Source organism: Desulfoprunum sp., from assembly GCF_053613775.1.
In genome coordinates, this window is record NZ_JBSHXH010000008.1 from 18019 (window position 1) to 30451 (window position 12433).

The following is a 12433-nucleotide window of genomic DNA, read 5'->3' on the forward strand; positions in this document are numbered from 1 at the left end:
TCCGTCTGCGGATGGAGAGGAGGCGGGAACGGCACCTGGCCGTCCCCGCGGTAACACTGTCCCGGCCGGGGGCCGGGAGCCTTCAGGACTGCAGTGCCTCGGCGATCGAGTCGCAGACGTAATCGATATTGTTCGAGGTCAGACCGGCCAGGTTGATACGGCCGCCGCCGACCACGTAGATATTTTTGTGCTGGCGCAGCCAGGCCACCGTCGCGTCGGAGAGCCCGCTGAAGGAGAACATCCCCCGCTGCTGCTTGATATAGGAGAAATCGCCGGCTACGCCGCGGGCATTCAGACCGTCGACCAGGGCGGAGCGCATCGCCACGATCCGCTCCCGCATCCCCGCCAGCTCCGCCAGCCATTGGCGGTGCAGGGTCGGGTCGCTGAGGATGGTGGCGGTGACCAGGCCGCCATGGGCCGGCGGGTTGGAATAGATCACCCGCACCACCGTCTTCAGATGGCTCATGGCCACCGCCGATTCCGCGGCGGTGGGGCTGACGACGGTCAGGGCCCCGGTCCGTTCGTTGTACAGGCCGAAGTTCTTGGAAAACGAGCTGGCGACAAAGTAATCGAGACCGCTGGCGGCGAACTGTTCGATGGCATACCGATCCTCTTCGACCCCGATGCCGAATCCCTGATAAGCGAAATCGAGAAACGGCATCCAGCCTCGCTCCCTGGCGATTGCCACCACCTCCCGCCATTGGTCGTGGTTGAGATCGACCCCGCTCGGGTTATGGCAGCAGGCATGGAAGAGGACGATGTCGCCGGCCGGGATCGCCTTCAGGCTCTGGACCAGGCCGGTAAAATCGACATTCTTGGTGGCCGGGTCGTAATAGGCGTACTCACCCAGCGAAAAGCCGGCAGTGGCGAAGACCCCCTTGTGGTTGGCCCAGGTCGGACGGCTGAGCCAGACCTTGGCGGCCGGCATGAATTTGTGCAGCAGATCGGCACCGACCCGCAGTGCCCCGGTACCGCCCGGGGCATGGATGGTGGCGGCCCGTCTGGACCCCACGACCTCGCTGCCCTCGCCGAAGATCAGCTTCTGGACGCAGGCGGCGTAGACCGGGTCGCCGGAAATCGGCAGATAGGACTTGGTGATTTCCCGCTCCAGCAGGAGCCTCTCCGCCTCCTTGACACAGGCGAGAATCGGGGTTTTCCCCGCATCGTCCTTGTAGACGCCGACGCCAAGATTGACCTTCTGCGGGTTGGGGTCGTTGCGGAAGGCCTCGGTCAGTCCGAGGATCGAATCAGCCGGGGCCGCTACTATGTTTTTCCACATATATCTCTCCAGATGAGTTGTTGGGTGCTGTTGCACAAAGTGCAGAAAATACCCATTACCTCGCCGGTGTGTCAACAGGAATGCGTGACGGGGATACCACGCGGGACTGATCGCCATTTCCGGAGAGAGGTCCAGGGAGCGGCCCGCCGGCCCGGCACAATCTCCGGAGTGGCCCGGCGGCCCTCGCCTGCCCGTGCCAGGAGGCAGCGAAAGCCCCCTCTCTCCAGGGTTCTCCCCCTGCCTCCGAACGGCCGGTCTATTGCAGTGTGTACTCGAACCGGAATTGACGGGCCTTGCCGTCGGCCAGCTTGGTGCCGACGACAAAGCGGTATTGCCCTTTTTCAACGAGGGCCAGGTCGACGCCGAACTGTCCCTCCATCGCCATCATTTCGAAGGGCCCGGATTCCTTGCCGGCCGGATCGGTGATCTTGACCGCCACCTTCCCTTCCATAATCGGTGCGCCGGTGCTGTCGCTGAACATGACCATCATATGATAGTTTTCCTTCATCCCCATCTTGGCCATGGCCGCCCCGACGTCATTGAGATGGGCCATGCCCTTGACGCCGTCTTCGGTTGTCTCCCCCAGCATGACCATATCGCCGCCCATGTTCATGCCGTCCATCTTCATGTCGCCGTGCGGCGTGGCCTGACCTTCCTGCATCGTCGCGGAGCCGCCATGTTCATGGGAGGCGGCGAACGCTCCGAGGGGCAGGGCCAGCAGCAGAAGGGCCGAAAGGATTGCAACAGTCTTGGTTTTCATGGTCGTCTCTTTTGAAGTTCGTTGTTGTTCATTGTTCCTCGATATCCCCGGGACTGGTCGCCGTCATCTCCTTCTGCAGATGCAGGCCGCGCCAGATAAAAAAGATCACCGGATAGACCAGCAGTTCCATGATTCCCGAGGTCACCACGCCGCCCACCATCGGAGCGGCGATCCGCTTCATGACATCGGCGCCGGTGCCGTGGCTCCACATGATCGGCAGCAGGCCGGCGATGATCACCGAGATGGTCATGATCTTCGGCCGGATCCGTTTGACCGCCCCGTGATGGATGGCCTGCACCAGGTCGCCGCGATTGACCATCCGGCCCTTTTTCCGCCACAGCCCATGGGCCAGATCGAGATAGAGCAGCATCACCACGCCGGTCTCGGCATCGAGGCCGGCCAGGGCGATGATCCCCACCCAGACGGCAATCGAGGTGTGGTAATCGAGCAGGTAGAGCAGCCAGAAGGCCCCGACCAGCGAGAAGGGCACGGCGAGAAAGACGATCGCCGTCTTGACCAGGCTCTTGGTGCTGGTAAAGATGATGACGAAGATGATCAGCACCGTCAGCGGGATGATGACCAACAGCCGCGCCCGGGCCTGCTCCATATACTCGTACTGGCCGCTCCAGACGATATTATAGCCCTGGGGCAGCTTGACATGCTGCTCGACCGCCTGTTGGGCATTCTTGACGTAGGTGCCGAGATCGACGTCCTTGATGTCGACATAGACCCAGGCGGTGCGGCGGGCGTTCTCGGTCTTGATGCTGTCCGGGGCATTGCTGATCGATATCGCCGCCAGCTGTTCCAGAGGAATATGCCGGCCGCCCGCACCGGGCACCAGCACCCGTTTCAACGAATCGATATCGCTGCGAAAATCTCGGTCATAGCGAACATTGACCGTATAGCGTTCCAGACCCTCGACGGTCTCGGTGATCGCCATGCCGCCCACCGCGGTCTGGATGATCTCCTGGATATCGCCGACGTTGATGCCGTAGCGGGCCGCCTTCAGCCGGTCGATGCGGATGTCGAGATAGCGGCCGCCGACCACCCGTTCGGAGATGGCGGACAGGGTGCCCGGCACGGTCCGCACCACCGCCTCGACCTCCTCGCCGATCCGGCTGAGTGTCGCCAGATCGTCACCCATGACCTTGATGCCGACCGGAGTCTTGATGCCGGTCGACAGCATATCGATGCGGGTCTTGATCGGCATGGTCCAGGCGTTGGTCAGACCCGGAAACTGGATGGCGCGGTTGAGTTCCTCGGTGAGCTGGTCGACGGTGATCGGCCGCTGTTCCGGCCACACTCGGCGCAGCCCTTTTTTGAAGACTTCCAACTCGGCCGGCCAGTTGGAATAAAAACGCATGGCCGGCACCGTCCGCCACTCGCTCTCGGGCTTCAAGGTGATGGTGGTCTCGATCATCATCATCGGCGCCGGATCGGTGGCGGTCTCGGCCCGGCCGATCTTGCCGAAGACATGCTCCACCTCCGGGAACCGGCGGATGATCCGGTCGGTCTGCTGCAGGATCTCCTTGGCCTTGGTCACCGACAACCCCGGCAGGGTGGTCGGCATGTAGAGGAGATCACCCTCGTAGAGTGACGGCATGAACTCCGAACCCATCTGCGACAGCGGCCAGGCCATCGACAGCATGGCGAGCAGGGCCGCCAGCAGGGTCAGCTTGCGCCAGCGCAGGACCATATCGACCAGCGGATGATAGATCCTGATCAGCAGGCGGTTGAAGGGATTGGCATGTTCCGACCTGATCCGGCCGCGGATGAACCAGCCCATCAGCACCGGCACCAGGGTGACCGAGAGGAAGGCGGCGGCTCCCATGGCATAGGTCTTGGTGAAGGCCAGCGGTTTGAACATCCGCCCGGCCTGCTCGGTCAGGGTGAAGACCGGCACGAAGGAGACGGTGATCACCAGCAGCGAGTAGAACAGGGTCGGTCCGACCTCGGTGGCGGCGTCGCGGATGATCTGCCAGTGCGGTTTTTTGCCGCGATCGCGCTCCAGGTGCTTGTGGGCGTTCTCGATCATGATGATCGCCGCGTCGATCATCGCCCCGATGGCGATGGCGATGCCGCCGAGGCTCATGATGTTGGCGTTGATCCCCTGGGCATACATGATGATGAAGGCCATCAGGATCGCCACCGGCAGGGTGATGATGGCCACCAGGGCGCTCGGCAGGTGAAAGAGAAAGAGCATGGTCACCAGGGCGACGACGATGCTCTCCTCGATCAGCTTCTCCTTCAGGGTGGCGATGGCCCGCTCGATCAGGCCGGAGCGGTCGTAGGCGGTCTTGATCGTCACCCCTGGCGGCAGGCCGGACTTGAGGCTTTCCAGCTTCTCCTTGACCCGCTCGATGGTCGCCAGGGCGTTCTCGCCGAAGCGCATGACGATGATGCCGCCGACCGCCTCGCCTTCGCCGTTCCACTCGGCCACCCCCCGCCGCATCTCCGGCCCCAGCCGGACCTCGGCCAGGTGCTTGACCAGCACCGGCGTGCCCTCCTGACTGCTCATCACCACGATATTCTGCAGGTCCTCGAGGGAGCGGATATAGCCGTGACTGCGGACCACGAACTCGGTCTCGCCCATCTCGATCGCCCCGCCGCCGACGTCGAGGTTGGCCTTTCTGATCGCCATCATCAGATCGGTGAGCGGGATGTTGTAGGCCAGCAGTTTGTTGGGATCGACGGCCACCTGGTACTGCTTGACGAAGCCGCCGAGGCTGGCCACCTCACTCACCCCCTCCAGCGAGGTCAGCTCGTAGCGCAGGTACCAGTCCTGGATCGAGCGCAGTTCCTGCAGGTTGTGGCGGTCGCTCTCGACGGTGTATTCATAGATCCAGCCGACCCCGGTGGCATCGGGGCCGAGGACCGGCGTCACCCCCTGCGGCAGTTTGCCCGAGACGTAGTTGAGGTATTCGAGGACCCGGGACCGGGCCCAGTACATGTCGGTGCCGTCCTCGAAGATGATGTAGACGAAACTGCTGCCGAAAAAGGAGTAGCCGCGCACCACCTTGGCCCCCGGCACCGACAGCATCTGGGTGGTCAGCGGATAGGTGACCTGGTCCTCGACGACCTGCGGGGCCTGGCCGGGGTACTCGGTGAAGACGATGACCTGGACGTCGGAGAGGTCGGGGATGGCGTCCACCGGGGTGTTCCTCAGGGCATAGACCCCGCCGATGACCATGAACAGGGTCAGCAGGACGACCATGAATTTGTTCTGCAGCGACCAGTTGATGACTTTTTCAAGCATGGCGTTCTCCGGGGCAGAGGTTCTGCAGTGGTTTACTTGAAAAGGTCATCGAGTTTTTCCGTGCCGGCTTTCTGGGCGGGAGGGCTGTTCGCCTCTCCTTTTCGGGCCTTGTGGTCGGCCGCCCCTGCCGCCTGCTCCGCCGGGGCAGACATCTTCTGCACGGCCTCGCGCAGAGTGCTCTCGGAATCGAGCATGAACTGGGCCGAGACCACCACCGACTCGCCCTCGCTGAGACCGGAGAGGATCTGGATATAGCCGTTGTCGTCGGTCACCCCGCTCTTCACCGGGCGAGGCTCAAACCTGCCGTCGCCGAGGGCCACGAACACCGTCTGGCCCTTGCCGGAACTGAGAATGGCGTTGACCGGAATGGCCAGGGCCCCTTCCACCATCCCCGTGTCGATCATGACATTGGCGTACATGTCGGGCTTGAGCTCCAGGCCGGGATTGACCAGCTCGATGCGGGCCCGGGCGGTCCGGCTTTCATTGTTCAGATAGGGATAGATATAGGTGATCCTGCCCTCGAAGACCTTGTCCGCGGCAAAGGGCAGTTCCACCCTGGCCGTCTGTCCGACCTTCACCCAGGGCAGTTCGTATTCGAATATGTCGGCATTGATCCAGATATTGGAAATATCGGAGATCTGCAGCAGCTCTTCACCGGCCATGACGCGCATCCCCTCGAGGGCCTTCTTCATGGTCACCACCCCGCTGTGGGGACTGAACAGGGTGAGGGTCTTGGTTGTCTGCCCGGATGTTTCAATGGCACGGATCTGTCCCGGGCTGATATCCCAATACTTCAGGCGCGTGCGGGCGGCAGCCAGAAGGCGGTCGGCGCTGCCGGCGATCCCGGCTACCGGGTTGCCGGCCAGTTTCCCGCTGTTTTCCAGGGCCAGCAGGTATTCCTGCTGGGCCGCCACCAGCTCCGGACTGTAGATCTCCATCAGCGGTTGGCCTTTCTTGACCATCTGCCCTGCCTGGTTGACAAAGAGCTTTTCGATCCAGCCTTCTATCTTGCTGTTGATCGAAAACTGCCGTCCCTCCTCGTAGGTCATCAGGCCCACGGTACGGATGGTCTTCACCAGTTGACGGCGGCTGACCGGCTCCGTCCGCACCCCCATATTCTGGGCGGTGACCGGATCGATGCTGATCGTCCCTGCGTCGCTGCCGTCCTCGGTGACCGGGACCAGGTCATGACCCATATAGTCTTTGCCGGGGGCATCGCGAATATAGCCCGGATCCATCGGCGAACGCCATTTTTTCGGGGCGGTGGCCGCCTGCGTGGGGGCGTTGGCCGCTTGCTGTTGTGAACCGGTAGCGCCGGGCTTGAGCGGCACGAGGGTCATGCCGCAGACCGGGCAGAGTCCCGGTTCATCCCGGATGACGAAAGGATGCATGCCGCAGGTATATTGCTGCTTCTTCTCCGCCTCCGCCTGGCCCTTGGCCACCTGCTGCTCATGGGCCTGCTCCGGACCGGCGGGACGTCGGGTGCCGAGCAGATAGCCGCCTGCCAGGGCGGCTATCAGGGCGATGATCAGTACGATTGCCTTCAATGCTTTCACCGGCGCCCCCCTCCACTCATTGTCCATACCCAGGCAATGGCACGCCGACGACGCCTTCCAGCACCGCCAGCTGCATCTGGTATTCCGCCACCGCCTCATGGTATTCCCGCTCCAGATTGAACAGGGCCATCCGGCTGTCGAGAACCTTCATGAAATCCGTCTTGCCGGCCCGATAGGAGGCGATGGTCGCCTCCAGGACACTGGCCGCCTGCAGGAGTATTCCCTCTTTATAGAGATCAGTCAGTCTGCCCTTGCCGTCGAGGGCGGCCAGGGTATCGGCCACCGCCAGGCGGATCTGATTGCGCAGCACGTTGCGTTCTTCGACCAGCATGCGATTTTCCGCTACGGCCTCAGCCACCATGGCATGCCGGCGCTGCCGCTGCACCGGCAGGTTGAAGGAGACCGCGGCGCTGTACATATCGTCCCCTTCGCTCATCGGCCCGGCATCGATCTGCATATATTCGAAGGACAGGGTGTAGTCAGGGAAGAATTCCTTGTCGGCCAGTTGGCGATTCAACTGCGCTTTCTCGATCTGGGCGGACAGGGCCTTGAGGGCGGGACGATGGCTCTCTGCCAGGGTTTCAAGAGCGGTCTGCTCCAGCTGCAGGGGGACGATATCGGTAGGCGGGATGGCAGGCAGGGCGGTTTCCGCCGGCCTGTAGAGCAGGGTGTTCATGCTCGCCGTCAGGGTTCGGCGTCTCTGCTGCAGGCTGATGCGCATCTCCTCCATCCTGGAGCGCTCGAGCTGGGCCTTGAGGACATCCTGCTGCAGGCCCTGCCCTACCCCGTACATCGTCTCGGAAAAGCGCAGCAGGTCATCGAGGGCGGTTATATTCTTTTCGAGGATTTCCAGGAAGCGGTCGACAAGTGAGATGCGGTACCAGGTTTCCTTGACCATCCGCCGCAGTTCGATCCGCCGTTCCTCGATGCGCCAGCGATCGGCCTCGGCCTCACGCTCCGCCCCCTTTCGCAGCAGGGCCCGTTTGCCATAGGCGGGCACGGCCTGGCTGAGACCGATGACCTTCGAGGTGGTGGCATCCCGGTTAAAATCGAAGGGATCACGGACCAGGCCGTTCTGGATCTTGAACATCAGCATCGGGTCATCGAGCGACCCGGCCTGGGCGGCACGGCTGACGGTCATCTGCCAGCGTTCTTCGGAGGCCTTGATCTCGGGATTGCTGGCCAGGGCCTCGGCGACGAGTCGCTCGAGGTCAGCGGCGGGAGGCTGCGCTGCAGCGGCGGACCCGGCCTGCCAGCAGACCGGCAAGAGCAGGAAAGAGAGAAAAACATTGCGTATTTTCAGGATCATAGCTGCCTCGCATGATGATGAATCAATGGCTCCGAGTCGATTGTGCCACAATGTATCACCCACTTGACCTTCCTGCCAGTCTTTTCCCGGGAACAGCCGCAGCCAACCTGTCCACCCTCCGGCAAATGCGGCTGAAACAGGCTTTTCCCGGCATCAATAAGATAGGCCGACTGTTTCCGAAAGGCAAGTCCGGCAAAATATACGGTCATTGCAAGGCCGATATCCTTCGGCCTGTTTTGAGATGCCCTCTACCAGGAAGATATGCCAGGCACCTTCCCTGCCTGCGCCCAATGTGCCTATTCTCACTTCGATATTATTCAAGTTTTTTCCAGCTCCGGCTCGTTGCCGTTTTTCATGCCGGTTCGAGATTTTGCACCTGGAGGGGCATCGGGGATACCCTTATCGCCACCGCCCAGGTGGATCATCGTGCGGGCGACAAGGTGCGCGCTGACCGGTGCCGTGATCATCAGGAACACGGCCACCAGGACTTCATGCAGGCTGACTCCGGCCTCAATGGCGCTGAAATGCAGCATTGAAGCGACAAGGATGCCGCCGACACCAAGGGTGGTTGCCTTGGTGGGGCCGTGCAGACGCATGAACAGATCGGGGAGCCGGGCCAGGCCGATGGAGCCGATCAGGGCAAAGGCACCGCCGGCGACCAGAAAGAAGGAAACAAGCAATTCCACCATACCGTTTCTCCTTATTCAATGATATCGCCGCGTAGCAGATATTTACAGAGGGCGACAGTGCCAACGAAACCCATCGGGGCAATAAGCAGGGCCGCCTCGAAAAAGACGGTGAGGCCCAAATGGATGCCGAACAGCACGAGCAGCGCGACCGTGTTGATATACATGGTATCCAGGGCCAGAATTCGGTCCGGCAGGTCGGGACCGCGCACCAACCTCCAGAAGTTGAGGAGGAGGGCGGCGGCGATGCAGGCAAAGGCGATGGTCACGGCGATCGTTAACATTCGAAAATCTCCTTCAATGGTCGTTCATAGCGGTCCTTGATACGGGCGATGGCCTGTGCTTCATCTTCGACGTCGAGAGCGTGAATCAGCAGCGTGCGCCGGTCGAGGCTCAAATCGGCCGAGACGGTACCGGGCGTCAGGGAAATGGTATTGGCCAGGACGACAATGGCAAATTCGTGACACAGATCGAGGGGCAGCCGGATAAATGCCGGCCGCAGTTTCCTGGTCGGACCGAGGATCAATCGCGCCACCACCAGGTTGGCGACGACGATATCCCAGAGCAGCACCGCGAAGTAGCGCAGCAGCTGCAGGGGCCGGCGAAGACGCGGTCGGTCGGGCCAGAAACGCACGGAAAAGAGTGGCAGGGCCAGGGCGAGCACGGCGCCGAGCAGCATCTGGCCTGGCGCCAGGGTATTGCCCAGCAGCAGCCAGACCATCCACAGGCACAGGCTGAACAAGGGTTGGGGCAGCCAGCATTTCATGGTTTATTCTCCTGGTGCAGCACCGCTTCGATATAGCCCCGTGGCGTCAGCAACTGGGCGGCGGTGGCCTCGGCGTAGCGGCAGACCGGCGCGGCAAAGACGGTCAGAATGACACTCGCCGCCAGCAGCACAACAACCGGCGCGAGATGGGTCAGACGAGGCCTGGACCCGGCAGGCATTTCCCCCTCGGTCTGCCAGAACAGTTGCGTGCCGGCCCGACTCAGGCCGACTACTCCGGCCAGGCTGCCGGCCAGGCTGCCGGCCAGAACGACAGTCCACAGCCAGGCGGCGGCATCCGGCGGGACTGACTGGAGGAGAAGCAGCTTGCCGATGAAACCGGAGAGCGGCGGCATGCCGGCAGCGGCCATGGCGCCGACCAGGGCGATCAGACTCATCATGAACGGGGCATTGAAACCGTGCCGGATCGCCAGGTTGTAGGCAGGCAGGGGCCCGCCCAGCACATCGGCCGAGGCGAGCGCCAGAAATGGCGCCGAATAGGCCACGGCCAGGATGCCGGCCAGGGTCGCCGCCGCCGGCAGGAGCCAGCCCGCCTGGCCCAGTGCTGTCAGGTGCAGGGTTTCGGCAAAGAACATCTCCTTGGACATGAAGCCGTTGAGCAGCGGCACGCCGGCCATGGCGGCGGCCGCAACCATCGCCAGGGTGCCGGTAAGCGGCATGTATGTCCACAGGCCGTTGATGCGGCGCATGTCGCGGGTGCCGGTTTCGTGGTCGATAATGCCGGCGGCCATGAACAGCGAGGCCTTGAAGGTGGCGTGATTGATGATATGAAAGACGCCGGCCACGGCCGCCAGCGGCGTATCGATGCCGAACAGCAGCACGATAAGGCCGAGATGACTGATCGTGGAATAGGCCGGCAGGCCCTTGAGATCATGCCGGAACAGGGCGTATAGGCACCGTACGACAGGGTGACGAGACCGGTGCCGCCGACCACCAGGAACCACAGGTCGGTGCCGGCCAAGGCCGGGAACAACCGCGCCAGCAGGAAGACGCCGGCCTTGACCATGGTGGCGGAATGCAGGTAGGCGCTGACCGGGGTCGGCGCCGCCATGGCCCGGGGCAGCCAGAAATGAAAGGGGAACTGGGCCGATTTGGTAAAGGCGCCAATGAGGATCAGCAGCAGGGTCGGAGTGTAGAGGCGGTGGGCGCGGATCATGTCGCCCGCCTCGAGGATGACCGAGATCCGGTAGCTGCCGACGATATGGCCGAGCAGCAGGAAGCCGGCGAGCATGGCCAGGCCGCCGGCACCGGTGACCGTCAGGGCCATCTTTGCCCCTTGGCGGGCCTCGGCGCTCTGATGGCGAAAGCCGAGCAGCAGGAATGAACCGAGGGAGGTCAATTCCCAGAAGACCAGGAGCTGCAGCAGGTGGTCGGAGAGAACGATACCGACCATCGCCCCCATGAACAGCAGCAGCAGCGCGAAAAACCGGCCGGGAGGGTCATCCTCCGACAGATAGTAGCTGGCGTAGAGGATGATCAGCAGGCCGATCCCCAGGATCAGCAGGATGAACAGGCCGGCAAGACCGTCCAGGCGCAGGATGAGGTCAAAACCGGCCTGCGGCAGCCACGCCCAGCGGACCGACAGCGGCGTCCCGGCAAAGGCCGCCAGCAGCGGCCCTACCGACAGCAGCAGGGCCAGCGCCGGGACACCGGCCGCCGCCCAGGCCGTCGCGCCGCGGCCCAGTCGCCCGGCAAGCGGCGGCAGCAAGGAGCCGGCAAAGGGAAGTAGTACAATGAGCAGCAGATTCATAGCCTGGCCAACCCATCATGAAGAGCCATGTATTCGCAGCATCCTGTACAGGCAGGGGCTCCTTTCCGGGAACAGGGGAAACGGCATTGCCTGCTCCATTCCTGGTTATATCATGCAACTCTCTGCTGTTTTGATCCATTTCGATCACAGCCGGTCGATTCTCCGGTTACCGGACCGGAACCTGTGCCTATTTCGGTAATGGATCGATACGGCATTCCTTCATGGTTCTGGAAACCTCTCGGTAGACATCCGAAAACCGCAGCAGCCCGACAATCCGCTCGCCGTCAACCACAAACAGCGAGTCATGCCGATTCATCACGAACAGGTGGAAGCACTTGGCCATGAGGTCATCCACTCCCACGGTCTGTCCTTCGGATGGACCTTTGAGGAAGTCCTGTATCTGAACCTGTGCCGCCTTGCGGCACAGGTCGTGAAAAGGATCGCCCCAGAGATTGTAGTCTTCCTGGATGGTTTTCCAGATATTGCCGAAACCATAGCGGGAGAGGGTCTTCTCGGCAACCACCCGGCTGTAGTTGGTCTCCAGTCCGCGCAACAGATCGATAGGGCTGAGCTTGCCAATGATTCTGCCGCCATCGTCCTCCACCAGCAGGATCCTCTGCTGGGCTTCCCCAGCCATAAATTTCTGCTGAGCGATCTCCAGGGCATTGACTGCCTCATAAAAACTCGCCCGGTTGGAAATCTTCGGAAACCTGTCTGCCGGAACCATCAGGTCGCGCACATGCATCTTTTCCATTTCCTCTGCCTCCTCGTGGAAGATCAGACGACAACCCGCGGATTGTCGTCGTTGTGAGCTTCGAACCGGTCCCCAGGAGAGCCGAATCTCCGGTCCACATTGACCGGTATTAATTCATCATCGGACACCTGGCAGACGTTTTCAACTACATTCGGCAGGTCGCCAGGCAAATCCTTGCATCACGTCTGGTCTGCGGGACCGGAACAAAAAATCGGAAGGCTGGATATCGAGCCGACTTCAGTGAGTTGCCCCTGCAGCTTGAATTTGGCATCGGGAAGAGTATTCTTGATACTATGACG

At 62.1% G+C, this 12433-nt stretch carries 9 protein-coding genes and 1 pseudogene; all 10 read right to left on the reverse strand.

The window, feature by feature from the left end; genetic code table 11:
• Positions 1 to 82: 82 nt before the first annotated feature.
• A complete protein-coding gene (locus ACWGKN_RS14865; RefSeq protein WP_035227506.1) occupies positions 83 to 1279 on the reverse strand; it encodes an amino acid aminotransferase in 1197 nt (398 codons plus the stop codon).
• Between the two features lie 256 nt (positions 1280 to 1535).
• Positions 1536 to 2039, reverse strand: a complete 504-nt coding sequence (locus ACWGKN_RS14870; RefSeq protein ID WP_452095552.1) for a hypothetical protein — start codon at positions 2037 to 2039, stop codon at positions 1536 to 1538.
• A 28-nt stretch (positions 2040 to 2067) separates the two neighbouring features.
• Entirely contained in the window at positions 2068 to 5295 is a 3228-nt protein-coding gene (locus ACWGKN_RS14875) for an efflux RND transporter permease subunit (protein ID WP_035227501.1), read from the reverse strand.
• 32 nt (positions 5296 to 5327) lie between these two features.
• A complete protein-coding gene (locus ACWGKN_RS14880; protein ID WP_424254910.1) occupies positions 5328 to 6842 on the reverse strand; it encodes an efflux RND transporter periplasmic adaptor subunit in 1515 nt (504 codons plus the stop codon).
• A gap of 25 nt (positions 6843 to 6867) precedes the next feature.
• On the reverse strand, positions 6868 to 8160 hold the full coding sequence (locus ACWGKN_RS14885; RefSeq protein ID WP_424254908.1) for a TolC family protein: 1293 nt from the start codon (positions 8158 to 8160) through the stop codon (positions 6868 to 6870).
• A gap of 317 nt (positions 8161 to 8477) precedes the next feature.
• Positions 8478 to 8849 (reverse strand): Na+/H+ antiporter subunit G, encoded by a 372-nt coding sequence (locus tag ACWGKN_RS14890; protein WP_452095553.1) that lies wholly within the window; start codon positions 8847 to 8849, stop codon positions 8478 to 8480.
• 11 nt (positions 8850 to 8860) lie between these two features.
• Positions 8861 to 9130, reverse strand: a complete 270-nt coding sequence (locus tag ACWGKN_RS14895) for a K+/H+ antiporter subunit F (RefSeq protein ID WP_035227497.1) — start codon at positions 9128 to 9130, stop codon at positions 8861 to 8863.
• Entirely contained in the window at positions 9124 to 9612 is a 489-nt protein-coding gene (locus ACWGKN_RS14900) for a Na+/H+ antiporter subunit E (RefSeq protein WP_035227494.1), read from the reverse strand. Before ACWGKN_RS14900 ends, ACWGKN_RS14895 begins: the two co-directional genes overlap by 7 nt.
• A 365-nt stretch (positions 9613 to 9977) precedes the next feature.
• A pseudogene (locus tag ACWGKN_RS14905) lies at positions 9978 to 11380 on the reverse strand (proton-conducting transporter transmembrane domain-containing protein); the annotation flags it as partial.
• Between the two features lie 187 nt (positions 11381 to 11567).
• Positions 11568 to 12134: a CBS domain-containing protein gene (locus ACWGKN_RS14910; RefSeq protein ID WP_424254903.1), complete on the reverse strand. Its 567-nt coding sequence runs from the start codon at positions 12132 to 12134 to the stop codon at positions 11568 to 11570.
• Between the last annotated feature and the right edge of the window lie 299 nt (positions 12135 to 12433).

Excerpts from the sequence above, each read along its gene's own strand:
- ACWGKN_RS14865 (WP_035227506.1), bottom strand. The coding sequence starts at position 1,279 with ATGTGGAAAAACATAGTAGCGGCCCCGGCTGATTCGATCCTCGGACTG.
- ACWGKN_RS14870 (WP_452095552.1), bottom strand. The coding sequence starts at position 2,039 with ATGAAAACCAAGACTGTTGCAATCCTTTCGGCCCTTCTGCTGCTGGCC.
- ACWGKN_RS14875 (WP_035227501.1), bottom strand. The coding sequence starts at position 5,295 with ATGCTTGAAAAAGTCATCAACTGGTCGCTGCAGAACAAATTCATGGTC.
- ACWGKN_RS14885 (WP_424254908.1), bottom strand. The coding sequence starts at position 8,160 with ATGATCCTGAAAATACGCAATGTTTTTCTCTCTTTCCTGCTCTTGCCG.
- ACWGKN_RS14890 (WP_452095553.1), bottom strand. The coding sequence starts at position 8,849 with ATGGTGGAATTGCTTGTTTCCTTCTTTCTGGTCGCCGGCGGTGCCTTT.
- ACWGKN_RS14895 (WP_035227497.1), bottom strand. The coding sequence starts at position 9,130 with ATGTTAACGATCGCCGTGACCATCGCCTTTGCCTGCATCGCCGCCGCC.
- ACWGKN_RS14900 (WP_035227494.1), bottom strand. The coding sequence starts at position 9,612 with ATGAAATGCTGGCTGCCCCAACCCTTGTTCAGCCTGTGCCTGTGGATG.
- ACWGKN_RS14910 (WP_424254903.1), bottom strand. The coding sequence starts at position 12,134 with ATGGAAAAGATGCATGTGCGCGACCTGATGGTTCCGGCAGACAGGTTT.